This window comes from Agreia bicolorata (assembly GCF_000938265.1).
Lineage (GTDB): Bacteria > Actinomycetota > Actinomycetes > Actinomycetales > Microbacteriaceae > Agreia > Agreia bicolorata.
This window is the reverse complement of sequence record NZ_JYFC01000001.1, coordinates 409,187-433,661: the sequence shown is the minus strand read 5'-3', so window position 1 is coordinate 433,661 and position 24,475 is coordinate 409,187. Positions and strand designations below refer to the sequence as shown.

Below are 24,475 nucleotides of genomic sequence, written 5' to 3'. Positions count from 1 at the left end.
ACACAAGGAAGGTCAATGTGGACAATCTTGGGGTTGTATTTCTCTCTGAATTGGTAGGCACTGCGCTGCTGGTTCTGCTCGGCTGTGGTGTGGTCGCGAACGTGGCTCTGGTGAAGAACAAGGGCTTCAATGGTGGGTTTCTGATGGTGAACATCGGGTGGGGCTTCGCTGTCTTCTCCGGTGTCATCGTGTCGTACAACAGCGGCGCTCACCTGAACCCGGCCGTCACTCTGGGGCTGGTCGCGAATGGTGCGACCGAGTTCGGTTCCGGGGTCCCGGTGAATATCGTGTCGATCCTCACCTACATCGCAGCCCAACTGCTCGGTGCGATCATCGGCGCCGTGTTCGTGTGGCTCGCGTACAAGCAGCACTTCGATGAAGAACCGGATGCCGCGAACAAGCTCGGCGTGTTCTCGACCGGTCCCGCGATCCGCTCCTACGGCTGGAACCTGGTCACCGAGATCATCGGCACCTTCGTTCTCGTGTTCGTGGTGATCGGCTTCGGACGGCAGGAGCCCGGTGGGGGTCTTGCCGCGTTGGGTGCTCTTCCCGTGGCGATTCTCGTGATCGCGATCGGCGCATCCCTTGGTGGCCCGACCGGATACGCGATCAACCCGGCCCGTGACCTCGGACCCCGCATCGCGCACGCCCTGCTGCCCATCAAGGGCAAGGGCGGATCCGACTGGTCCTACTCCTGGGTCCCCGTCGTCGGACCCATCATCGGTGGTGTCCTCGCAGGCCTCGCCGCCGTCCCCCTCCTCCCCATCCTCACGTAGCCGGTACCCCGGCTCACCGCATCCATATAACGAAGGAGTTAGTCATGAGCAAGTACGTCATTGCGATCGATCAGGGAACCACGAGTTCTCGCGCGATCATCTTCAACCACGAGGGCGGCATCGTCTCAACCGGTCAGAAGGAACACGAGCAGATCTTCCCCAAAGCGGGCTGGGTCGAGCACAACCCCAAAGAGATCTGGGACAACGTTCGCGAGGTGATCGGACAGGCTCTCTCGAAGGCCAATCTGACGCGTCACGACATCGTCGCGGTCGGTATCACGAACCAGCGCGAGACCGCGGTGGTCTGGGACAGGAACACGGGCGAGCCCGTCTACAACGCCATCGTCTGGCAGGACACACGTACCCAGGCCATCGTCGACCGCCTCTCCGCGGACGGCGGCGGCGACCGTTTCAAAGACACGGTCGGGCTGCCACTGTCGACGTACTTCGCGGGCACCAAGATCGTGTGGATTCTCGAGAACGTCGAGGGCGCCCGTGAGCGTGCCGAGGCCGGAGACCTCATCTTCGGAACCACCGACACGTGGGTTCTCTGGAACCTGACCGGCGGGGTCGACGGCGGAGTCCACGCGACCGACGTGACCAACGCCAGCCGCACGCTGTTCCTCGACCTCAAGACCCTCGAGTGGGACGACGAGATCCTCAAGGCGTTCGACGTTCCCAAGTCGATGCTGCCCGAGGTCCGCTCCTCCTCCGAGGTCTACGGCACTGTCTCTGACTCGAGCCTTCTGCGCGAGGTTCCGGTCGCCGGAATCCTGGGCGACCAGCAGGCGGCCACATTCGGTCAGGCGGCGTTCGACAAGGGCGAGGCGAAGAACACCTACGGCACCGGAAACTTCCTGATCTTCAACACCGGCACCGACATCGTCAAAAGCGAGAACGGCCTGCTCACCACCATCGGCTACAAGCTCGGCGACGGCGAGACCCACTACGCCCTTGAGGGCTCCATCGCCGTGACGGGGTCGCTTGTTCAGTGGCTGCGCGACAATCTCGGCATCATTCAGAGCGCACCCGACATCGAGGTTCTTGCGAAGACGGTCGACGACAACGGAGGCGCGTACTTCGTGCCGGCGTTCTCCGGCCTCTTCGCGCCGCACTGGCGATCGGATGCCCGTGGCGCGCTGGTCGGCCTCACCCGATATGTGAACAAGGGCCACATCGCCCGCGCCGCGTTGGAGTCCATTGCGTTCCAGACTCGGGAAGTTCTGGACGCGGTCAACGCTGATTCCGGCGTTCCGTTGACCGAGCTGAAGGTCGACGGCGGAGCCACCGCCAACGACACCCTTCTGCAGTTCCAGGCCGACATCCTGAACGTGCCCGTGGTGCGTCCCGTCGTCGCGGAGACAACCGCGCTCGGCGCTGCATACGCGGCCGGCCTCGCTGTCGGGTACTGGGACAACCTCGACGACCTGCGCAACAACTGGCAGGAAGACAAGCGCTGGACTCCGAACATGGACGACGCCGAGCGCGAGCGCCTCTACCGCAACTGGAAGAAGGCCGTCACGAAGACCCTCGACTGGGTCGACGAAGACGTGGCCGAGTAGTCACTGCCGCGTAGTACAGGCCGTTCCCTGAGCCTGTCGAAGGGCATCCCTTCGACAGGCTCAGGGAACGATGTCGTTAAAGGGCGAAGATGGTCCAGCTCGCCGTGTGCTCTTCGCCTGGATCGAGGACGACGAGGTCGGTGCCCGTGTTGAAGGCGTCTGGCGGGCACGTCATCGGCTCGACGGCCAAGCCGAGCCGGTTTATCGCTGGATCCGGCTGGTCTGCAGTGTGGATCTGCACCCACTGGCACTCGGTGCCCCAGCTGATCGCAACGCCGGATGCTCCGTCGCTGGTTGTGACGCGCACGGTTGCGAGGCCGGCTTCATCGCGTTCCAGTTCGGTGAACGCGTGGTCGATGAACGTGGAATCGATGGGCCTGGTCGCAACGAAGTCGAAGGCGCCGTCGTCTTCGAGTTCCACGTCGCCGAGGTCGATCGGAATGAGTCTGTCGGGCGTGACCGTGAGCACGGCGCGGGCGGGCAGCTCGAGCGACCAGTCGTCGACCCGGCCCGGGCCCGCGACGAGATATGGATGCGGGCCCGTTCCGTACGGGGCGGCTTCTCGGCCCGTGTTGATGGCCCGGATGGTCGTGGTCAGGCCGGCGGGGGAGAGTTCATAGCGAGCGGCGACGAGAACGCGGAACGGGTATCCCGATTGTGCCTCGATCTGGAATGCGAGTTCGACGAAGTCGTCGCCCGAGTCGACCAGCGACCACTCCTGCCACGCGGCGAGGCCGTGCAGTGCGTGGCCGCGGCGGGGTTCGGTGAGAGCCAGCTCGTATTCGGTGCCTCGGAACGTGTAGCGGCCGTCGACCACTCTGTTGGGCCACGGAGCGAGCACGGCACCGCGGAAGGCAGGGCGCACCTCGTCGGCATCGAACGGAACGACGAGATCGCGTCCTCGATATCGAAGAGTACGCAGGCTGGCGCCGACTCCGGCGATGTCGGCCGAGTAGTCGCCCGAGGTCAGTGAGTAGTCGGCGCCGGCGAGTGGAATGTCGGACAGGGTGGAGGCAGAGTTCATAGTGCCTCCACCGTAGCGGCAGAACTCAGCCGAAGTGGCGATCGAGCGAGAAGTTGAACACGCCGGAATCGAACGTGTTGTAAGCCTCGTAGTCGAGCACCTCGTAGAGGCGTGCGCGCGTCTGCATCTCGGGCAGCATCGAGGTGAGCGAGCCCTCGCGGGTGATCGTGTCGAGTCCCTTCTCGGCGGCTCCCATCGCCAGCCGAAGCAGTGACACCGGGAAGATGACGAGGTTGAGTCCGACATCGGCGAGCTGCCTCGTGGTGAAGAGCTCGCTCTTGCCGAACTCCGTCATATTGGCGAGAATCGGCACGTCGACGGCGGCCCGCACAGCCGCGAATTCCTCGAGCGAGGCCATGGCCTCCGGGAAGATCGCGTCGGCTCCGGCGTCTACGAGAGCCTTGGCGCGGTCGACCGCGGCCTGCAGACCGTCGACGCCCCGGGCATCCGTTCTGGCCATGATGAGGAAGTTGGGGTCGCGACGTGCCTCGACGGCGGCCTTGATGCGCTTGAGGGCGGTGTCGAGATCGACGACCTGCTTGCCGTCGAGGTGACCGCAGCGCTTTGGATTCACCTGATCTTCGAGGTGCATGCCGGCGACGCCCGCATCTTCGAGTGTCTGGATTGTGCGGGCCACGTTCATGGGCTCACCGAAGCCGGTGTCTGCATCGACGATCGACGGCAGATCGGTCATGCGAGCGATCTGCTGGGAGCGGCCGGCGACCTCGGTGAGGGTGGTGAGGCCGATGTCGGGGAGGCCGAGGTCGGCGGAGAGCACGGCACCCGAAATGTAGACGCCGTGCATGCCCTTCTGCTGGATGAGCTTCGCAGAGAGCGGGTTGAAGGCGCCGGGGAAGAGCTGGAGCTCACCGCTCGCCAGACCCGAACGCAGAGCGACGCGCTTGTCGGCGGCCGATGTGGGGGCGTACAGCATCAGAAGAGTCCCTTCGGTGTGACGATGCCGTCGAAGAGGCCGGGCCCGGCCGTGATGGTGAGACCGGCGAGCTCGTCGGCGCGGAGCTCGGGAAGGCGGGTGGCGACGGAAAGGAATCGCTCTATCTCGGCCTGCTCGAGCACGCCCTCTGCGAGCGTGCGGAACTTGGCGACGTACTGCTCGCGGGCGAACGGTCGCGCTCCCAGCGGGTGGGCGTCGGCGACAGCGATCTGATCGCTGATGACGGTGCCGTCGGTGAGGATGATCTCGACCCGACCGCCGAAGGCTTTCTCCTGCGGATCGATGGAGTGGTATCGCCTCGTCCACTCGGAGTCCTCGACGGTGCGCACCCTCTTCCAGAGCTTCACGGTGTCGTCGCGACCCGCGCGCTCGGGGGTGTAGGAGTCGACGTGGTGCCAGGAACCGTCTTGCAGGGCCACCGTGAAGATGTACGGGATCGAGTGGTCGAGGGTCTCCCGCGACGCGGTGGGATCGTACTTCTGGGGGTCGCCGGCACCCGAGCCGATCACGAAGTGGGTGTGGTGACTCGTGTGGATCGTGATGCTGCCGACGTTCTCCGGGTGCTCCACGAGAATCGGATACTCGTGGTGAAGTTTTCGCGCCAGGTCGATCCAGGCCTGGGCCTGGTACTCGGCCGAGTGCTCCTTCGTGTACGTGTCGAGGATGCCGCGCTTAGACTCGCCGGTGGCCGGAAGCGGAACCTCGTATGCGGCATCCGGGCCGTCGAGGAGCCATGCGATCACGCCGTCTTCGCCCTCATAGATCGGCGTGGGGCTGGTTTCTCCGCGCATTGCTCGATCGACGGCCTCGACGGCCATCTTGCCCGCGAACGCAGGCGCGTGTGCCTTCCACGACGAGATCTCGCCCTTGCGGGACTGCCGGGTAGCGGTGGTCGTGTGCAGCGCCTGGCCGACCGCCTGGAAGATCGTCTCGACATCGAGGCCGAGCAGCGTGCCGATTCCGGCGGCAGCCGACGGGCCGAGGTGGGCGACGTGGTCGATCTTGTGGGCGTGAAGGCTGATTGCGCGAACGAGGTCGACCTGAATCTCGTACCCGGTGGCGATGCCCCGGATCAGCTCTGCGCCCGTGCGGCCCGCGTGCTGGGCCACGGCGAGGATCGGCGGGATGTTGTCTCCGGGGTGCGAATACTCCGCCGCGAGAAACGTGTCGTGAAAATCGAGCTCGCGAACGGCGACGCCGTTGGCCCAGGCTGCCCACTCGGGCGAGAATCGCGCATCCGACGACAGGCCGAACACGGTCGACCCGGGGGAGTAGGGGTGCCGCTCCGCTTGCGATCGCGCCGAGACGACCGGCCGCCTGGTCAACGACGCGGCGGCCACCGAGGCATTGTCGATGACTCGGTTGATGATCATCTCGGTGACGTCGGCGTCGACGGCCACGGGGTCTGCGGCGACCTCTGCGATCGCGTGCGCGAGCTGGTCGGCTCGCGCGAGCGAATCTGAACTGGGGTGGACGCGAACGGAGTGGAGCTTCACGGGTGCGATGTCCTTTCGACGAAAGCGGCGCGGCAAGACGGCGCCTAAGAACAGGCTAGGCCACGCGTCAGACGCCCGCCCCTTGGGCACGGGTGTAGACCCGAACCTCCCACGGCTCGAGAACCGCTTCATGCCACTCCGGATAATTGCCGATGAGTCGCGTTCCGGCGTCGTCGGTGAGACCCTCGGGCAGTCGCAGCCGCTCGCCCGACCAGTTGCCGACGACGAGCAGGCGATCGTCGTCGTGGGTGCGAGTAAAGGCGTAAAGGGCCGGATGCTCCGGTTCGAGTAGCGCGAATTCGCCCAGCGAGACCACGGGCAGCTCGTGCCGCAGTGCGATGAGGCGCCGGTAGAAATCGAAGATCGACCTCTCGCCCGCAGCCCGGTCGGTTTGCACGTTGAGCGCCGCGGCGTTGCCATTGACCTCGATCCACGGCTCTGTCGAGGTGAAGCCCGCCCCAGGGTCCGGCGTCCACTGCACAGGCGTGCGAGCATTGTCGCGGCTGCGGAACGCCATCTGCACGAGAACGGTTGCGGGGTCCGCTCCGGCGGTGATGGCCTCGGAATAGTGATTGACGCTCTCGATGTCTTTGTACTGCTCGATCGCCGTGAATCCGGCGTTCGTCATGCCGATCTCGTCGCCCTGGTAGATATAGGGCGTGCCTCGGTGAAGATGCAGGATCGTCGCGAGCAGTGTGGCGGACTCGTAGCGGTAGCGTCCGTCGTCTCCGAAGCGCGAGACCGAGCGTGGCTGGTCGTGGTTGCCAAAATAGAGACTGTTCCAGCCGGACGAGGCGAGGCCGGTCTGCCATCGTGCCAACGATGTCTTGAGAGCCACCAGGTCGAACGGAAGATTGTCGAACTTGCCCGTGTCGCTATGGTCGAGCCCGACATGCTCGAATTGAAAGACCATGTCGAGCTCTTTTCGCTCGGCTCCCGTGAAGAGGGCCGCATCCTCGACCGTGACTCCGGGCATCTCGCCCACGGTAATCAGCTCGGCGTCTCTGCCTGCGAAGACCTCACGGTGCATCTCCTGCAGATACTCGTGGATCTGGGCGCCCATGCTCGGCCGCACGCTCTCGCCGACCAGCTCCGCTTCCGTCTTCGCGATGAAGTTGATGACGTCCATCCTGAAGCCGTCGACCCCACGATCGAGCCAGCGGTTCATCATGGCGAAGACGGCCGCCCGCACCTCGGGGTTTTGCCAGTTGAGATCGGGCTGCTTGGCCGCGAACAGATGCAGATAGTACTGACCCGTCGTTGTGTCGAGATGCCAGGCCGGCCCGCTGAAGGCGCTCGTCCAGCCGTTGGGCTCGTGCGCATCCAGAGGGTCGCGCCAGATGTACCAGTCGCGCTTCGGGTTGTCTCGCGAGGAACGTGATTCGACGAACCACGGGTGCTCGTCGCTGGTGTGGTTGACCACAAGATCCATCACGAGTTTCATGCCGCGTTCGTGCACCTCGGCGAGCAGCTGATCGAACTCGGCGAGGGTGCCGAACAGCGGGTCGATGTCTTCGTAGTCGCTGATGTCATAGCCGTTGTCGGCCTGTGGAGAACGGTAGATCGGTGACAGCCAGATGACGTCGACCCCCAGCTCGGCGAGATGATCGAGCTTCGAGCGGATGCCGCCCAGGTCGCCGATGCCGTCGCCGTTCGAGTCGGCGAAGCTGCGGGGGTAGACCTGGTAGACCACCGCCCGTGTCCACCACGCGGGAGTATCAGCAGTCGGCGCCGTCGTATTCACTTGACCGATCCTCTCATCACACCGGAGACCACCCACTTCTGCGCGATGACGTAGACGATGAGGAGCGGTGCCAGGGCCATCAGGTACGACGCGAAGGCCACGGTGTAGTTCGTGTTGAACTGCCCCTGAAAGATGAACTGCGCAAGAGGGAGCGTCTGCGCGGAGGGATCCGAGAGCACCACCAGAGGCAGGAGGAAGTCGTTCCATGCCCAGACGCAGGTCAGGATTCCGACGGTCGCGTTCATGGGCGCGAGCAGAGGGAATACGACTTTCCAGAACACACCCCAGGTGCTTGCACCGTCCATTCTCGCGGCCTCCTCCAGTTCGATCGGGATCGACTGGATGTAGGCGACGAAGATGAAGATGTTGAACGACAGGCCGTAGACCGTGTACAGCAAGATCAACCCGACGGGAGTGTCTAGCCCGAGCAGCGCCGTCTCTTTCACCACGGGAAGCATGATGATCGGGAATGGAACGAAGATCGCCGCGAGGAAGTAGAAGTACAGCCCTCTGAAGAACTTCTTGTGCATGTTGCGGGCGATGGCGTATGCCACGAGCGAGTTGGTGAGCAGGGTCAACACGACCGCTCCGACCGTGATGAGCGCCGTGTTCATCAGGGCTCGGGGAAAGTTTGTCAGCTGATAGGCATCGGAGAAGTTCTCCCAGCGCACACTGGTGGGCCATTCGAATCCGGTACCCCCGAGCTGGTCGGGGGTCTTGAGGGCGGTGATGATCGTGAAGTAGAGCGGAATGAGCACGGTCAGCGAACAGACCGCGATGAGGGCGGTCACCCACCAATTCGTTCCGCCGTTGACGCTGCTGCGTCGTCGACGCCGACGGGGGCTTGGAGCGGTTACGGTGCGAAGGGCTTCGACGCCCTGGAGTGCTGCAGACATCAGTAGCTGGCCTCCCTGCGCTGAAGGAAGCGCAGTTGGATGAATGACACGAGGATGATGACGAAGAGGTACACGACCGCGTTCGCCATCTGGTAGCCGTATTCGCCACCCTGGAAACCGCCGCGGTAGATCACCATGGCGATGGATTCGGTGCTCGTTCCTGGGCCGCCGTTCGTGAGGGCGACGATCTGGTCGAACACCTGAAGGAATGACTTGAACGACAGCACCATGTTGATGGTGAAGTACGCGCCGATGAGCGGGAATGTCAGAGACCAGAACCGGCGCCAGGCCGATGCCCCGTCGATGCCGGCGGCCTCGTAGATCTCGCCGGGGATGGTCTGCAGCCCCGCGAGGTAGAGGATCACGTTGAACGCTGCAGCCTGCCAGACCGTCGTGATGACGATCCCGATCCACGCGAAGTTCGGGTCGGCGAGGATGTTGCCCGACAGTCCTGTTATGCCGAGGCTCTCGAAGATGGCCGGGAACGAGTTCGCGAACAGATAGTTGAAGACGTAGCCGATGATCAGGATGGCGAGCACATAGGGAATGAAGAACACCCCTCGGAATGCCGTCTTGAACTTGATCCTCGCGTTCAGGCCCAGTGCGATCGCCAGGGCGATCACGTTGACGAGCACGGTCGAGACGATCGCGAAGCCGAACGTGAAGCCGTAGGAGTTCAACACCCGGTCGTCGAGAAAGAGGTTGACGTAGTTCGACAGCCCCACCAGATCCCACGTGCCGTAGCCGGCGTAGTTCGTGAGACTGAAGAACATGCCTGTCAGCACAGGGATCGTGTGCAATCCGAAGAAGATCACGACGGCGGGAACGACCATCCAGAAGAAGGCTCTGGGGGTGCGGCCGCTGCGGCGGCGGGGCGGGGCCGCCCGGCGGGTTGCGGATGCGGCGGGTGCGGTCATGATTTTCCCTTTCGCGCGGTCGCGGTGCGGGCCGCGACCTTGCTCCACTCGGAGTCGAGATCAGACAGGAATGCCTCCGAGTCGCCGGTGAGGACGAGGCTCTGCAGCATGTTCACGAGGGGGATCGATGCGGGTATCTGGTGATCGATGAATCCGATGATGCGACCGTCGGTGAAGTACGGCTCCAGACCGGCGAGCGCCGGATCGGCGTTCGGCACGGCATTCTTCAGGGGCGAGAACGTGCTCTGCGCCTCGGAGTACGACTGCACGACCTCGGGAGACATGAGGTAATCCACGAAGCGTTGAGCTTCTTTTCTGTGCGGGGTGTCCCTGCCTATCGAGAGGCCTACGTCGACACCGGAGACGACGACGCGAGAATCCGGGTCGTTGGTGACCGGGTACGGGAACGAAGCGATCTGCGCATCCGGGTTCGTGGCCCTGATGGCCGGAATCGCGTACGAGCCCTGCAGATACATCGCGGAATCGCCGGCACCGAACGCCTTGTTGCCCGAGGCGTAGTCTCGGCTGGCGAAGTCGTCCTGGCAGAAGCTGTAGAGCTTCACCTCTTTCTGGGCGGCGTCAGAGAAGTCCTTCGAGAACGACACGGTGTCGAGATCGGATCCTTCGCCGCGCAGCTTGTCGAAGAAGCCGTCCGGCATCAGCGTTCCACCCAGGTTGACGAAGGCTGGAGCGGCCGTCCATGCGTCTTTCATCGTGCAGTAGAACGGGTTGACCCCGTTGTCCTTGAACGTCTGCGCGGCAGCGAGCAACTCGTCCCAGGTCGTGGGAACCTCGACGCCGTTCTCGGCGAAGATCTGCGGGTTGTAAAGGATGCCGGAGGCATTGCTGGCGAAGGGGAGCGCGTTGACCTCCGGGCCCGATCCTTGGTCGCAGCTGCCGAGGGTCTGAACGATCTTCTGCACGGCGGGGTTTACGCTGGAGGCGGGGGCCTCGTCGCTCAGGTTGGCGAAGACGCAGGCGCGGGCGAGTTCGGCGAAGTTGCCGCTCACATTCAACGTGAGCACATCGGGCACCTTGTTCTTGACGAGAAGTGTGCGAATCGCTGTGTCGGGATCCGGAACCACGTTCTGCACCACGTGGATGTCAGGGTTCTTGGCCTCGAAGTCATCGATGAGCGATGCGAACTCTTTGACCGCCTCGGGCTTGAACTGGAAGAAATCGAGGTTGACGACCTGATCGTCAGCGCTCGAACATGCGACCAGGGTCGAGCTCGCGATCATGAGCCCGATTCCTGCGGCCAGTGCGCGCCGTATCGATCGTCCGTTCCGGCGAGCGGAACGGCCTGGGGGTGGTTGAAACACGAAAACGCCTCCTTGCGTCGTGCGGAACGCGGTCTGGGGTCAGATCGCGAAGATATCGATCAGCCGGAGCTGCTCGGGGAAGAGAACGGGTGCTTGGATGCCGGTGGTGCGGAGCGCACGGCCGGTCAGGTGGACAGGATGCTCGGTCCAGGCCAGAGGGGATTGGCCCGCGCTCTCGAGGGGTGCCGTCGGCGACGCCAGCGACACCCGATAGGTGCGGTCGTCTTCGAGTCCCGGAAACGTGATGGTGCCCGGCGGATAGCTTGTACTGGTCGTCACCTGCGTGTACGTAAAGAGGGCGTGCCCTCCATCGCGTGCGACGACTCCGCGCAGGTCTGCGGACTCGTCGGGTAGATCGGCATAGACCGCGCGCCCGGTGTGGGCCAGCTCGCGCACCCGCTTGTGGGCGTCCACCCACGCGGCGATGTCACTCAGCTCTGCGTCGTCGAGACGGGAGATATCCCATTCGATGCCGAAGTGACCGGGCAAAGCGACACCGGCGCGCAGCGACAGCTCGTGCTGTCGACCCGTCGAGTGCGACCGCGGGCCGCCGACGTGAGCACCCATGAGCTCGTAGGGGATGACCACATTGGTGTACTTCTGAATCGTCAGACGTTCGATCGGTTCGATGCAGTCGCTTGTCCAGATGCGGTCGGTGTGGGCGAGGATACCCAGGTCGACCCGGGCGCCGCCCGACGCGCAGCTTTCGATCTCGAGTTCAGGGTGTCTGGCCTTCAGCTCGTCCAGGAGCTCGTATAGAGCGAGAACATTGCTGTGCACGGCGGCTCGTCCGGTCACGGTGCTTCCGGCCTCGAGCAGATCGCGATTGTGATCCCACTTGAGATAGGCGATGGCGTACTGGCGAAGAAGAGCGTCGAATCGCTCGAGCAGGTAGTCGAAGACTGCGGGATTCGACAGATCGAGTACCTGCTGCTGGCGGCCCTCGATCGGCAGGCGGCCGCCCGCCTGCAGTATCCACTCGGGATGGGCGCGCGCGAGTTCGGAGTCGGTGTTGATCATCTCCGGTTCCACCCACAGCCCGAACTGCATGCCCAGCGCAGTCACATGGTCGACAATCGGGGCGAGCCCGTCGGGCCAGACCTCGTTGTCGACGAACCAGTCGCCGAGCCCGGCGGTGTCGTCGCGACGCCCGTGGAACCAACCGTCGTCGAGGACGAAGCGTTCCGCGCCCACCCGGGCGCCGGCATCCGCAAGTCGTGCCAGCCGGTCGAGGTCGTGGTCGAAGTAGACGGCCTCCCACGTATTGAGCGTGACAGGTCTTGATGACGAGGGGTGACTCGTCCGCGCCCGCACCGATTCGTGGAACCGGGCCGAGACCGCAGTGAGACCGTCGCCCCACGAGCCCAGCGCATCAGGCGTCGTGTAACTCTCGCCCGGGGCGAGGATCAGTTCGCCCGGAGACAGCAATTCACCCGCCTGTAGGAGAGCGTGCGCGCCGACCGTGCGCTCGGCGGCGACGCGTTGGTTGCCGCTCCACGCGAGGTGAACGGCGTGCACGAGTCCCCGTTCGAAACCGAAGCCGGGGGTGCCCGCGGCGAGAAAGAGAGTGGAGTCGGCGCCCGGGCGGCCGCGGCGGCTGTCGCGCACGTGTCGCCCGGTGGTGAATGTGTGTCGCTGAGGCGAGCGCTCGCGGAGGTGCCGGCCTGTTGTGTCGAGCAACTCTCGAGCGGACTGCGGCACAGGGAACGTCGCGAGCAGGTGCTGCAGCTCGTAATCCGTCGGCCCGAGATTGGTGAGGGTGTGCTGCTGGTGCAACAGACCCGCGCCATCCAGCGTCAAGGTCGTCTCGAGTTCTAGTTGAGTGCACTTGTCGACGGCGCGCAGTGTCACCGAGGTCGCGTCGAATTCATCCACGGTGCCGTTGTGCGCCTCTGGGGCATCGAAGGCGGGGGAGAAATCGTGCCCGTGCCGCGAGCCGACGAGGCCCGGTTCGTTCTGCCAGCCTGCAGATTCGAGCGGAACGAGCGTGAGCCGAGACGGGGTGTCGAGCCCGCCGGAGACGCGCTGCGGGCGGGCCGCGATGGCCATGTCAGCGAGCTGCGATTGGCTGAGTTCGCCCAGGTCTTCTCCCCAGTGAATGATGGCGGGGAACCCCGGCGTGGTGAGGTCGATGACCACGCTCGTTCCGGCTGATCTGAGGTGAAGGGTCTCGCTGCGGCTCTGCATGGATAATTTCTACCGCGAAACTAATTACGATGTCAACTCCCATTATTTGACCGAGGGCGCGTGTTTTGCTCGCAAAATGACGATCGTTAGTTGATAATCGAAACAAATGTCAGATGCTTCTCGTGATTCCGTCATCCGTGATCCTGCGCGCGACCTTGCGCGCGAGGTCTTGATCCACGGGCCGATCGCCCGCGGCGAGCTGGGGCGCAGATTGGGCCTGTCTCCGGCGAGCCTGACTCGTCTCAGCCGGCCCTTCCTCGACCATGGCATCCTCGTCGAAGCGCCGGAACGGCAGGACGGGGTCGTTGGCAGGCCGGTCAAGCCGCTCGACGTGCGGGTCGATGCGCAGCGGATGCTGGGGGTCAAGATCACGGGGGAGCGCGTGTTCGGTGTCGTGACCGATCTGCGCGCCACTGTCGGGGTGTCCGAGACCACGCTTCTGGCCGGGCATGGTGTCGAAGACGTGCTCGACGGCATCCAGCGGGTGATGGATGCGCTGGACGCCCACGATGTGGCAGCGATCGGAGCGAGCATCGGTGGCAAGGTCACCGGCTCGTCGCTCGTCGTTCGTGCTCCTTTTCTCGACTGGCACGACGTCGATCTCGGCGCAGCCATCGAAGCGCGCTTCGATCGGCCGGCGACAGTGGAGAACGACGTCGTCGCCCTCACGGCCGCTGAGCAGTGGTTCGGCCACGCGCGAGGCATCGACAACTTCTCTGTCATCACCATTGGAGCGGGCGTCGGCTACGGTCTCGTCGTACATGGGCGCCAGGTGATCTCGTCAGACACAGGTCTTGGCCTCGGAGGGCACTTTCCCCTCGATCCGACGGGTCCGCTGTGTGCAGACGGCCATCGTGGTTGTTCTTCGGCCATGCTGTCGATTCCGAGCATGTGCGGCAGCGCCGGCGTCGGGCTCGGGCGTGTGGTCGACTATGACGAGCTCCTTGCGCTCGCGGCCGAGGGCAATGCCGTGGCTCGACAGGTCGTCGACACTTCTGGACGAGCCCTAGGGCGACTCATCGCGGCGAGCGCCAACCTTGCCATGGTCGAGACCGTTGTGCTCTCGGGCGAGGGAATCGGTCTCCTAGCTGTTGCGGAAGATGCCGTGCAGGCCGCCGTGCAGGCCGACCGTGATCCCGATGCTCTGCCAGTAGAGATCAGGCAAACCGACGCGGACTTCACCGCGTGGGCCCGCGGTGCCGCCGCTGTCGCCATTCAGTCGGGCTTCGGTCTCATTCCGAGTGCCGCTTAGCTTCGCTAGGGTGAGGGCATGATCGGTTCGTCTCATCAGCCTCCGGCCGCCCGCGAAGGCCTTGGCGTGGCCATCGCGCAGTTCGCGCCGGGCGCCGACACCGCAGCGAATTTCGCCACGATCACACGGCTAGCTGAGCGGGCAGTGTCGCGCGGCGCATCCCTCGTCGTCTTTCCCGAGTACTCCTCGTACTTCTCCGACCCGTTCGGAGAGGGCTTTCTCGAGAATGCCGAGCCGCTCGACGGCGAGTTCGTCACGCGGCTTTCGGGCCTGGCCGAACGGCTCCAGATTCACGTGGTCGCGGGCATGATCGAGACGACGAAGCAGGGTGAACGGTTCTCGAACACCGTCGTCGCCGTGTCGCCCGATGGTGCCGTCGTGGCCTCGTATCGCAAGCTCCACCTCTATGACGCCTTCGGCTCGCGCGAAAGCGACTTCGTCGAGCCCGGCAGCATCGCGGCTCCCGAAACCTTCCCGGTCGGAGACTTCACCGTCGGGCTGCAGACCTGCTACGACATCCGCTTTCCCGAGGTGACGCGGCGGCTGGTCGATGCGGGCGCCGATCTCGTTCTCGTGCCGGCGGAGTGGGTGAGGGGTGTGCTGAAAGAGCATCACTGGCGCACCCTCGTCACGGCGCGGGCTCTCGAGAACACCATCTATGTCGCCGCGGCCGACCACACACCGCCCATCGGCGTCGGGGCCAGTCTCGTCGTCGATCCCATGGGTGTGACGGTCGCATCCCTCGCTGAGAACGAAGATGTCGCCGTTGCGTGGATCGCTCGCGCCCGGGTCGACGAGGTGCGGCGTGTGAATCCGGCGTTGGCGCTGCGGCGTTTCGGCACCGCGGAGTTGTAGAGCGACTGACGTGGCAGCCGAGCGGGAGAGCATCCAATTCTCATCGCGTGAGCAATTTCGTGAATGGATGCTGGTCAATCAGAATCTCGAGATCGGGATCTGGCTGATCGTCGCCAAGAAGGCCGCGCCTTTCGCGACGGTCACGTACGCGGAGGCTCTGGACGTGGCCCTCGAGTTCGGCTGGATCGACGGGCAAACACGCGGCCGCGACGAGTACACGTCAGATCGTGGATTCACACCGCGCCGCTCAGCGAGTCCGTGGTCGATGCGCAACCGTCTGGCTGCAGAGGCGATGATCGCCGAGGGCCGGATGTCGCCGCGAGGCCTCGCGGAGGTCGAACGCGCCCGGGCGGATGGCCGGTGGGAGAGGGCGTACGCGGCCTCGACCGATGCGCAGCCGCATCCGGATTTTCTCGCTGCGCTCGAACTCAACCCGGCCGCGAAAGAGTTCTACGCGACTCTCAATGCGCAGAACCGATTCGCGGTCTACTACCGAATCCACTCCCTGAAGACCGATGACGGACGGGCCCGCGCCATCACGCGCATGATCGACAAGCTCGCGCGCGGCGAAAAGCCTGCGGGCTGACGCCGACTTCTCGCCCGTGCTTGGTCAGCGGGTTTCGCGCCCGGCCCGCGCGAGTTGCGCCGCGGCCCGCTCGAGAACATCGACCTTCTTGCAGTAGGCGAAGCGCACGAGCGACGAGTATTCCGCGGCCAGCTGCTCGCCGCAGAAAGCGCTGATCGGAATCCCGACGACTCCTGCCAGGGCGGGAAGCTCTCGGCAGAGTGCCGCTGCGTCGGTGTAGCCGAGCGGCGCGGCATCGGCCACAACGAAGTAGCCGGCCTGCGGCGTGAAGACGTCGAAGCCCGCCTTGGCGAGTCCTGCGGAGAGAATGTCGCGCTTCGACTGCAGGGTGCGGGCGATGCCTTCGAAGAACTCGTCTGGCAGTCCCAGGCCGAGGGCGATCGCAGGCTGGAACGGAGCGCCGTTCACAAAAGTCAAAAACTGCTTCACGGCCAGGATCGCGGTGACGATCTCGTGCGGAGCCGTCAACCACCCGATCTTCCAGCCCGTGGTGTTGAAGGTCTTGCCGCCCGATGAGATCGTGACCGTGCGTTCCCGCGCCCCCGGCAGAGTGGCTACGGGGATGTGCGGAACGCCGAATGTCAGATGCTCGTACACCTCGTCGGTCACGATGATCGCGTCGTGCTCGTGAGCGAGCTCGACGATCAGCTCCAGAGTTTCGCGTGGAAGCGCCGTGCCGGTGGGGTTGTGCGGGTTGTTGATCAGGATGATCCGGGTGCGGTCGGTCACGGCGGCGCGCAACTCGTCGTGGTCGGGGAGGAACGAGGGGAGTCGCAGGGGGACGGTGCGGTGGATGCCGCGTGCCAACGCGATCACGGCGCCGTACGCATCGTAGAAGGGCTCGAAGGTGACTACCTCGTCGCCGTCGTCGATCAAGGCGAGCAGCGTGGCCGCGAGTGCCTCGGTGGCGCCGGCCGTAACGAGCACCTCGCGATCGGCGTCGACCTCGAGCCCGTAGAAGCGCTTCTGGTGGGCGGCGATCGCCTCGCGCAGAACGGGCATTCCGAGGCCGGGCGGGTACTGGTTCAGTCCGCCGCTGATCGCCTGCCGTGCCGCATCGAGAATCTCGGCCGGGCCGTCCTCGTCGGGAAAGCCCTGCCCGAGGTTGATGGCGCCCGTCGTAGAGGCGAGGGCGCTCATCTCGGCGAAGATCGTGGAGCGGATGGATCCGTCGGCGGAGAGGAGGCCCGCGCCGCGCGCTGTGCGCTGCCAAGAACCGGAGATAGTCACGAACACCAAACCTACCGCCAGCTGCCATGTGGATAACTTTCCCCGTCATCTGCCGACATCCTTTACGGTGTACCCATGTTCGGTCAGAAACACGCTGCGTCACTGAAGCGCTGTCTACTCGCGAGCGGTTTTCTCTTACTGATATTTACTGCGACCGGATGCGCCCCATCCGAACATCGGGATGCACCGACGGTCGCGGCACCGGATCCATCGCAAACAATGTCTCGCGAGGAAGCGCAAGCGCTAGCAAGCGATAGGTATATGAGCTTCCTTGCTGTAAGCGATGAAATTGCCGCTCACGGAGGATCTGACACTACGAAGTTGGCCGAAGTTGCAGAGGGCAAGGTCTTCGACGAGGTCGCTGAAAATATGGATGAACTTCGTGGCGCAGGTCTTCGAATCACGGGTTCTACGCGCCTTGTCCTTGTGGAGATTGTCGACTGGGATGACAACCAGATCCGGGCATACGTCTGCGAAGATGTCGGACTCGTCGATCTTGTTGACGCAGAGGGCAAGTCGCTCGTTTCACCCGACCGAATTGCCGTCACGCCGTTCGAGGTCGAGCTGACGCGAGATGGAGATTCACCGTTCCTGCTGTCTGAGAGGAAGGTATGGACAGGGAAAAACTTCTGCAATTAGTTGTGGTGGCCGGAACCGTACTTGGTGCAAGCGTGCTAATGCCCGCGCAGGAATCCGCCTCGGCAGCGGGATGTTCTCAGATCGAGCAGTGGATGTCAGGCTGCGGGGAGGTTTCCGGGGGCGGGGTCGATGTTGGGGTCGGGAGCAATAATTCCGGGGGCGGTGGATCGGGTACCGGCGGTGAGGATGGGGCCGGTGATGCTGGTTCCGGTGGATCCGATGGCGGTGGAGTCGAGGTTCCGTGTATTGCGACGAACGTCGAGCTGTGTGCAGAGCAGCGTCGGGTCGTGCCGGGAGATGAGAATCCGCCGACACCTCCGGTGACTACTCGCGAGGTTGCCCATCTCGTGCCGGGTGTCAGCGCGCAGGGAATGGAGCCGAGGGGGTTCATGGTGGTCGGGCTCCCCACGAACTTCTATGCCGATGCACAGACCTCGGTTGTGTCGACGACGCTGCTCGGGACTCCCGCGGAGGTTCGGTTCACACCAGTCTCTTTCATCTGGGATCACGGAGATGGATCGACGATCACGAGCGGAACGGGCGGCGCCACGTGGGCTTCTCTGGGCCTTCCCGAGTTCTCGGAGACGGCCACCAGCCACGTCTTCGATCGGGCCGGCGACTACACGATCTCGCTCACCATCCTCTACTCGGCCGAGTACCGCATCGGCGGCGGCGCATGGCAGGCGCTGGCAGGCACGGTGCCGTCTACATCGCCGCCCCTCACTGCTTCGGCCAAGGCGGCGAAGACCGTGCTGGTGGCCGATGACTGCGGGCGACGTCGCATATCTCCGGGTTGCTGACTCCCACCGAATCCGGCGGTCCGGTCTCCCGTTCTCCAACTCCAAGCTCAGCCCGAGCGTTACGGCAGTTCGTTTCCAGCCCACGCATAGACAACGTCCAGCTTCGGTGGTGATGCTTACAGGGCTTGGAAGGAGCACCCATTGTCTGAGAACACCGACAACCCGATCAACCCGGCGGCAGCCGAGGGCGTTGACCGCGACGACACAACGAACACCGGTTCGAGCCCCGCCGCCGCTGATCACGCCCCCGCCTTCCCTCACTACGCACCCAACGCAACCGCTGCAACACCGAGCCAGGCGACCCCCGTGACCCCAGCGGCCGCCCCCGAGGCCACGACGCATCAGCCTACCGCCCCGCAGCCGTACACCCCGGGATACTCGCAGACGCCCGCCGGGCCGCAGCCGGCTCAACCCGCTGCGCCGACGCATCCAGTTCAGGCCGCCGCCACGCACTATCCCGCCCCCCACAACCAGACCCAGCCAACCCAGGCTCAGCCCCCTCAGCCGCAGGCAAGCCAGACCCAGCCGACGCTGCCTTACGCCGCGACTCCGGGCAACTACGGAAACGGCGCATTCGGCCAGCCCCCGCAGCAGCCCCCGGTTGCGGGAGCCGAAACGTCTGGCGCCAATGCGCCGAAGAGGCGCGGAGCGACGATGGTCGTCGCGGCCCTGGCCATCGCGGCCCTCGTTGGCGGCGCATCCGGTGCCGGAATCACCGCATGGACCCTGAGCCAGAATCAGCAGACCTCGAGCTCAAGCGCGTCGGGGCCCCAGACCATCACGGTCAACAATGCCAACGATGCGTCTCTCGCCACCGCCGTGGCGGCCAAGGCCTCGCCCTCTGTCGTCACCATCTCCGTCAACGACGGGCAGTCGGGAGGCACCGGTTCGGGCGTCATCCTCTCGGATGACGGTTATATCCTCACGAACACCCACGTGGTCACACTCGACGGTGCAACGGGAAAACCGACAATTCAGGTCACCACGAACGACGGACGGATCTTCGCTGGAACGCTCGTCGGAACAGACCCCGTGGCCGATCTCGCCGTGATCAAGCTCGACAAGGCGAAAGATCTGACGCCGATCACCTGGGGCGACTCGACCAAGCTCAACGTCGGCGACTCCGTGGTCGCTATCGGCGCGCCGCTCGGCCTGTCGGGGACGGTGACCACGGGTATCGTCAGCGCGCTGAACCGCGCGATCACTGTCGCATCGTCCGCCGCCCCGAAGGGTGACACCGAGCAGACGCCTCCCGACCAGAACGGTGGCCCAGGCGACGGCACGCAGCAGAACCCATACGACTTCTGGAACTTCGACATTCCGGGCCAGGGAGGTTCCGAGGCTCCGAAGCAGGCTCAGGCCAACTCGAGCATCTCGCTCGCGGTCATCCAGACCGACGCCGCGATCAACCCCGGCAACTCGGGTGGTGCGTTGCTGAACGACAAGGGCGAACTCATCGGCATCAACGTGGCGATCGCCAGCGCCGGTTCCTCGAGCTCTTCGGGGCAGTCGGGTTCCATCGGTGTCGGATTCTCCATCCCCGCTGCACTCGCCCAGCGCATCTCACAGGAGATCATCAAGGACGGTGCCGGGAGCCACGGACTCCTCGGAGCCTCCGTGGGCGACGCCAGCTCAGACCAGGCGCTCGCCAGCGTTACGGCCGGAGCCCTCGTGAAAGAGGTCTCGTCGGGTGGCGCAGCGGAGAAGGCGGGCATCAAGGCCGGCGACGTGATCACAGCGTTCAACGGCATCCCCGTTGCCAGCGCGACCGATCTCACCGCGCAGGTCCGCAGTCTCGCCGCAGGCTCTGACGCCAAGCTCACGGTCTACCGTGACGGCAAGAACCAGGACATCGACGTGACGCTGGGAGAGCTCACCCAGTAGTCAACCTGCCCATCAGCGATCCCCGGGCGGCTTCGGCCGTCCGGGGATCGCTGTGTGTTTGGGGCGGCCACAAAACGATGCCCGGATGGGGCCTGCGATAGGCTCGTTCGGCCAGTGTCGGCGCGACGACATCGAATCACGCGTGCGACACGGCACCAGAACACAACGAGCGGATGCCATGACCCCGAACACCCCAGCGAGCTCTTTGCCCGGCGTTTCCTACGTCATGCCGGTGCTCAATGAGGTCACCCACGTCGAAGCGGCGATCGACAGCCTCCTGTCGCAGGATTACCGCGGCCCGTTCGATGTGATCGTCGCACTCGGACCGAGCATCGACGGAACCACGGAACTGGTCGAGCGGCTCTCGCGAGTCGACCCGCGCATCCAGGTGATCGACAACCCTACGGGGTCGACCCCCAGCGGGTTGAACGTGGCGATCAACGCCTCTCACAACCCGATCGTGGTGCGCGTCGATGCGCACTCGGTACTTCCGTCGGACTACACGCGCATCGCCGTCGAGACGATGGCCCGAACGAACGCAGCGAACGTCGGCGGCATCATGCAGGCCGAGGGCACGACGCCGTTCGAGGATGCCGTCGCCGCGGCATACGGATCGGCGATCGGCCTCGGAGGCGGGCAGCACCACCTCGGCGGCGAAGAAGGTCCGGCCGAGACCGTGTATCTCGGGGTCTTTCGCCGCGAGTGGATCAAGCGTGTGGGCCTCTTCAACGAGGAGATCCGGCGTGGACAAGACTGGGAGCTGAACCGGCGTCTGCGCGAGGCCGGGGGAGTCGTCTGGTTCACCCCCAAGCTCACCGTCACCTACCGTCCGAGGCCGTCGCTCGAGAAGCTCGCCCGGCAGTTCTTTTCGACAGGCATGTGGCGAGGCGACCTCGCGCGACGGTTCTTCAGTTCCAATGCGCTGAAATACTTCGCACCGCCCGTTGCCGTACTCAGCGTGGCGCTCGGCTTGCTGCTCGGCTGCTTCGGATACTTCGGCCTCGTCGGAAACGCCCAAGGCCCGGCACTCGTGATCTCGTGGATCTTCACCGCGCTCTTCATCTTTCCGATCCTCTACCTGCTGTTGGTCGTCGTGGCATCGATCGGCATCGCAGCGCGCCGCGGTATTCGCACGGGTGCATGGTTTCTCGTAGTCTTGCCGTGCATCCACTTCAGCTGGGGCACGGGCTTCATTCTGGGATTCCTGAAGCTCACGAGCAATATCACCGCGCACACCGGAAGGTAACCGTGTCACCGACGTCAATGCGAGGACGGCCGTCTTCGATCGCCGAGCTGCGCGCTGTTGCCCAGCCTCCCGAGGTGCGGGGTCGCCGCAACGCCGAACACTGGACCGCGTCGCTCTATCTGCGCAACATCTCTCCCTATCTGACCTGGCTCTTGCTCAAGACGTCGATCTCGGCGAACGGGGTCACTGGGCTCATGATTCTCGTCGGCTGGTCGGCGGCGGCGGCACTCCTGATCCCGGGAATCGGCGGCGCCTTCCTCGCCCTCGTGCTCGGCCAGCTGCAGATGCTCGTCGACTGCTGCGATGGCGAGGTCGCTCGGTGGCGCGGAACCTCGTCTCCTGCCGGGGTCTTCCTCGACAAGGTCGGTCACTACACGACCGAATCGCTGATCCCGATCGCTCTCGGCATCCGGGCGGCCGGTTTTCCGTTCGACGCGCCGGACGATTATCTCTGGACGACTCTCGGCTTCGCCCTCGCACTGGTGATCGTTCTGAACAAGGCTCTCAACGACATGGTGCATGTGGCGAGGGCCAACGCCGGACTGAGCAAGCTCGCCGACAAGCAGGGCGAATCCGAGCCCTCGCAGCGTCTGGTGGCCCGACTGCGTAGGCTGGCCCGGTTCGTGCCCTTCCACCGGCTCTACCACTCGGTCGAACTCACCATGCTGGCGTTCGCATTCGCCGCGCTCGGCATCGTGATCGGTGGACCTCTCGCCGGCCGTATCCTTCTCGGTGCTCTTCTGCCCCTCGCGGTGCTGGCCCTCATCGGGCACTTCGTCGCGATCATGGCCTCGAAGCGGGTGCGCTCATAGTCGACGTTCGACCGCCCACTGTGGGGGTCGTTGTGCTGACCCAGGGCACGCGGCCCGACGATCTGCGGCGCGGTCTCGAGTCGATTCTCGCCCAGACCGGGGTGACGCTCGACGTCGTGTGCGTCGGCAACGGATGGGTGCCGACCGAACTTCCCGAGGGTGTCGGCTCGCTCGCGCTGTCAGAGAACCTGGGCATTCCTGCGGGGCGCAACGCGGGTGTGAGCGCTGTCTCGGGTGAGTTCATCTTCTTTCTCGACGATGACGCGAGCATTCCGTCGCCCACATTTCTCATCGACGCGATCGGTCTCATCGGCGCAGACCCGAGCATCGGTCTCCTGCAGCCTCGGGTCGTCGACCCGCTGGGACTGACGAATCCCCGCCGCTGGACCCCGCGCATCCGCAAGGGCGACCCTCGGGCGTCGTCGCCGGTCTTCTCCGTATGGGAGGGCGCGGTGCTGCTGCCGCGATCCGTCTTCGATGCCACCGGCGGGTGGGCGGCACCGTTCTTCTACGCGCACGAGGGTATCGAGCTCGCGTGGCGTGTCTGGAATCAGGGCCTCGTCACCTGGTACGCCGGAGATCTCGTGGCGAATCATCCTGCCATCGAACCGACCCGGCACTCGTACTACTACCGCCTCAATGCCCGAAACCGGGTCTGGTTGGCCAAACGCAACCTGCCCGCGATTCTCGTTCCGTTCTACGTCGGCGCATGGACGGGCATCCAGATTCTTCGCTGGGCTCGACGCCCGGCGGCCCTTCGCGCCTGGTTCGGCGGTTGGATGGCAGGCTGGCGCGAAAACGCCGGCGAACGACGGCCGATGCGCTGGCGCACGGTGTTGCGGATGACGATGGCCGGCAGGCCGCCGATCGTCTAGTCGCCGTCTTCCACGGCTGCATCCGGATGCCTCGAGCACGTTCATCACGATTGGCTACCGGTAACGCCCCCTGGTCGGGGGCCCTATCAGACGCTGAGTACCCTTGAAACGTGGGAATTCTTCGCGACGCCAAGCTCGGACTCAAGGTAGGCGTCGATCTGCTGAAGTCGCGGCGCACACGGGGGCAACTCGCTCAGAAGCTCGCTCGGCGCCCACCGTTCACCCCTGGTGCTTTCGAAATCGGGCTGTACTTCGCCGACGGCGATGTCAACCTCTATCAGCTTCGCCAGTGGTACGAGCCGCTGGTCGAGCTGTCGAAGACCTGGCCGGTCGTCATCCTCAGCCGCAGTCCCTCGGCCATGAATGCCCTGCTCGAGGAGTCGCCGCTTCCCGTGGCTTATGTGCGCAAGGTCGTCGATCTCGAACGATTGATCGAAGAACAGCCGCTCAAGATCGTGTTCTACGTGAATCAGAACGCTAGAAACTTTCAGATGATGCGCTACGGGCGCCGCTGGCACGTTTTCATCAACCACGGTGAGAGCGACAAGATGTACATGACCACCAACCAGTTCAAGGCGTACGACTACAGCCTGGTCGCCGGCGAGGCCGCAGCCGCCCGACTGAATCGGGTTCTGTGGGACTACGACTTCGACAAGCGGGCGATCCGCATCGGCCGCCCCCAAGCCGATCACTACTCGGGGCCGGTGCCGTATCCACCCGACGAGCGACGAGTGGTTCTTTATGCGCCGACCTGGGAAGGCGACCGGCCGTCGGCCGCCTACGGGTCGATCGCGACACATGGAGTCAGCCTTGTGACTCAGTTGCTGGCAACCGGAGAGCACCGGGTGATCTACCGGCCGCATCCTCGCAGCGGTGTTGTCGATTCGAGCTATGCGGCCGCCAATCAGCAGATCATCAAGCTCATAGCCCAGGCCAACGCTGCCGATCCTCGGGCCCAGCACGTCTACGACGACGGTCCTCGGCTCGGGTGGCAACTCGCCGCTGCCGACATGGCTATCGTCGACATCTCTGCCATGGTGTACGACCGGCTGGCGAGCGGCAAGCCGCTCTTCGTCACACGACCGGTGAACGCGCTTGCCGAGATCGATTCGAGCGGCTACCTCTTCGAAGCCGAGTGGCTCGACGCCGACGAGGCCGCCGACATCGTCTCTCGAATCGACGCGCTCGAGCACGATCCCGAGGCGGAGGCTCGCCTGGCGCACTGGGTCGAGCGATATTTCGGTGACACGACCCCCGGCGCGACAACTCGCAGGTTTCACGAGGCCATCGACGGTCTGATGAACGAGTGGCAGAGAAACGCGGCGCTACACGCTGATGACGGGCCCATCGATGAGCACGAACCTGTCGTCGAGGAATAGAACTGACGAGGCCCTAGGCCAGTAGTCGAGCGACGGGA

Annotated in this window: 22 protein-coding genes; 12 read left to right on the top strand and 10 right to left on the bottom strand. The window is 64.6% G+C overall.

Annotated features, from left to right (window positions below):
* Positions 1–17: 17 nt before the first annotated feature.
* Together TZ00_RS02035 and glpK are read left to right on the top strand one after the other, a co-directional pair.
* Positions 18–776: an MIP/aquaporin family protein gene (locus TZ00_RS02035; protein WP_078714868.1), complete on the top strand. Its 759-nt coding sequence runs from the start codon at positions 18–20 to the stop codon at positions 774–776.
* A gap of 44 nt (positions 777–820) precedes the next feature.
* Complete coding sequence (gene glpK, locus TZ00_RS02030; protein WP_044438863.1) at positions 821–2,338, top strand: glycerol kinase GlpK; 1,518 nt, start codon at positions 821–823, stop codon at positions 2,336–2,338.
* 76 nt (positions 2,339–2,414) lie between these two features.
* Here the strand turns inward: glpK and TZ00_RS02025 are convergent, their stop codons facing one another.
* The 8 genes from TZ00_RS02025 to TZ00_RS01990 form a co-directional block, all read right to left on the bottom strand.
* The gene (locus TZ00_RS02025; protein WP_044438862.1) at positions 2,415–3,362 is read right to left on the bottom strand and encodes an aldose 1-epimerase family protein; all 948 of its coding nucleotides are present in this window, start codon (positions 3,360–3,362) and stop codon (positions 2,415–2,417) included.
* Positions 3,363–3,387: 25 nt separating this feature from the next.
* Positions 3,388–4,296 carry a methylisocitrate lyase gene (prpB, locus tag TZ00_RS02020; RefSeq protein WP_044438861.1) on the bottom strand — a complete coding sequence of 303 codons (909 nt, stop codon included), beginning with the start codon at positions 4,294–4,296 and terminating at the stop codon, positions 3,388–3,390.
* Positions 4,296–5,813: an MmgE/PrpD family protein gene (locus TZ00_RS02015; protein ID WP_044438860.1), complete on the bottom strand. Its 1,518-nt coding sequence runs from the start codon at positions 5,811–5,813 to the stop codon at positions 4,296–4,298. Before TZ00_RS02015 ends, prpB begins: the two co-directional genes overlap by 1 nt.
* 67 nt (positions 5,814–5,880) lie before the next feature.
* On the bottom strand, positions 5,881–7,557 hold the full coding sequence (locus tag TZ00_RS02010; protein ID WP_044438859.1) for an alpha-glucosidase: 1,677 nt from the start codon (positions 7,555–7,557) through the stop codon (positions 5,881–5,883).
* Positions 7,554–8,453 carry a carbohydrate ABC transporter permease gene (locus tag TZ00_RS02005; RefSeq protein WP_044438858.1) on the bottom strand — a complete coding sequence of 300 codons (900 nt, stop codon included), beginning with the start codon at positions 8,451–8,453 and terminating at the stop codon, positions 7,554–7,556. The genes TZ00_RS02010 and TZ00_RS02005 overlap by 4 nt, the downstream gene beginning before the upstream one ends.
* Complete coding sequence (locus TZ00_RS02000) at positions 8,453–9,370, bottom strand: carbohydrate ABC transporter permease (RefSeq protein ID WP_044438857.1); 918 nt, start codon at positions 9,368–9,370, stop codon at positions 8,453–8,455. The genes TZ00_RS02005 and TZ00_RS02000 overlap by 1 nt, the downstream gene beginning before the upstream one ends.
* Entirely contained in the window at positions 9,367–10,611 is a 1,245-nt protein-coding gene (locus tag TZ00_RS01995) for an ABC transporter substrate-binding protein (protein WP_044438856.1), read from the bottom strand. Before TZ00_RS01995 ends, TZ00_RS02000 begins: the two co-directional genes overlap by 4 nt.
* Before the next feature lie 120 nt (positions 10,612–10,731).
* Positions 10,732–12,879, bottom strand: a complete 2,148-nt coding sequence (locus tag TZ00_RS01990) for an alpha-galactosidase (RefSeq protein ID WP_044438855.1) — start codon at positions 12,877–12,879, stop codon at positions 10,732–10,734.
* Positions 12,880–12,985: 106 nt separating this feature from the next.
* Between TZ00_RS01990 and TZ00_RS01985 the strand changes: the two genes are divergently transcribed.
* From TZ00_RS01985 to TZ00_RS01975, 3 genes are all read left to right on the top strand, one after another.
* Positions 12,986–14,131: an ROK family protein gene (locus TZ00_RS01985; protein ID WP_044438854.1), complete on the top strand. Its 1,146-nt coding sequence runs from the start codon at positions 12,986–12,988 to the stop codon at positions 14,129–14,131.
* A gap of 18 nt (positions 14,132–14,149) precedes the next feature.
* Positions 14,150–14,986: a carbon-nitrogen hydrolase family protein gene (locus tag TZ00_RS01980; protein WP_044438853.1), complete on the top strand. Its 837-nt coding sequence runs from the start codon at positions 14,150–14,152 to the stop codon at positions 14,984–14,986.
* A gap of 67 nt (positions 14,987–15,053) precedes the next feature.
* Positions 15,054–15,572 carry a YdeI/OmpD-associated family protein gene (locus tag TZ00_RS01975; RefSeq protein ID WP_044438852.1) on the top strand — a complete coding sequence of 173 codons (519 nt, stop codon included), beginning with the start codon at positions 15,054–15,056 and terminating at the stop codon, positions 15,570–15,572.
* A gap of 24 nt (positions 15,573–15,596) precedes the next feature.
* On the opposite strand, the gene TZ00_RS01970 is transcribed toward TZ00_RS01975, so the two are convergent.
* Positions 15,597–16,802 (bottom strand): aminotransferase class I/II-fold pyridoxal phosphate-dependent enzyme, encoded by a 1,206-nt coding sequence (locus TZ00_RS01970; RefSeq protein ID WP_044439312.1) that lies wholly within the window; start codon positions 16,800–16,802, stop codon positions 15,597–15,599.
* 261 nt (positions 16,803–17,063) lie between these two features.
* Here TZ00_RS01970 and TZ00_RS01965 point away from each other — a divergent pair, with 261 nt between their 5' ends.
* Entirely contained in the window at positions 17,064–17,441 is a 378-nt protein-coding gene (locus TZ00_RS01965; RefSeq protein WP_139368599.1) for a hypothetical protein, read from the top strand.
* Between the two features lie 95 nt (positions 17,442–17,536).
* Here TZ00_RS01965 and TZ00_RS18570 read toward each other — a convergent pair whose 3' ends face one another.
* Positions 17,537–17,785, bottom strand: a complete 249-nt coding sequence (locus tag TZ00_RS18570) for a hypothetical protein (RefSeq protein ID WP_052521199.1) — start codon at positions 17,783–17,785, stop codon at positions 17,537–17,539.
* 45 nt (positions 17,786–17,830) lie between these two features.
* Here TZ00_RS18570 and TZ00_RS01960 point away from each other — a divergent pair, with 45 nt between their 5' ends.
* The 6 genes from TZ00_RS01960 (at position 17,831) to TZ00_RS01935 (ending at position 24,437) form a co-directional block, all read left to right on the top strand.
* The gene (locus TZ00_RS01960; protein WP_052521198.1) at positions 17,831–18,241 is read left to right on the top strand and encodes a PKD domain-containing protein; all 411 of its coding nucleotides are present in this window, start codon (positions 17,831–17,833) and stop codon (positions 18,239–18,241) included.
* Between the two features lie 141 nt (positions 18,242–18,382).
* Positions 18,383–20,125 (top strand): S1C family serine protease, encoded by a 1,743-nt coding sequence (locus TZ00_RS01955; RefSeq protein WP_052521197.1) that lies wholly within the window; start codon positions 18,383–18,385, stop codon positions 20,123–20,125.
* Positions 20,126–20,303: 178 nt separating this feature from the next.
* Positions 20,304–21,371, top strand: a complete 1,068-nt coding sequence (locus TZ00_RS01950; protein WP_044438847.1) for a glycosyltransferase family 2 protein — start codon at positions 20,304–20,306, stop codon at positions 21,369–21,371.
* A gap of 17 nt (positions 21,372–21,388) precedes the next feature.
* Entirely contained in the window at positions 21,389–22,183 is a 795-nt protein-coding gene (locus tag TZ00_RS01945) for a CDP-alcohol phosphatidyltransferase family protein (RefSeq protein ID WP_044438845.1), read from the top strand.
* 32 nt (positions 22,184–22,215) lie between these two features.
* Positions 22,216–23,058, top strand: coding sequence for a glycosyltransferase family 2 protein (locus TZ00_RS01940; protein ID WP_238579539.1), 843 nt, complete (start codon positions 22,216–22,218; stop codon positions 23,056–23,058).
* Between the two features lie 110 nt (positions 23,059–23,168).
* The gene (locus TZ00_RS01935; protein WP_044438841.1) at positions 23,169–24,437 is read left to right on the top strand and encodes a membrane protein; all 1,269 of its coding nucleotides are present in this window, start codon (positions 23,169–23,171) and stop codon (positions 24,435–24,437) included.
* Positions 24,438–24,475: the final 38 nt, after the last annotated feature.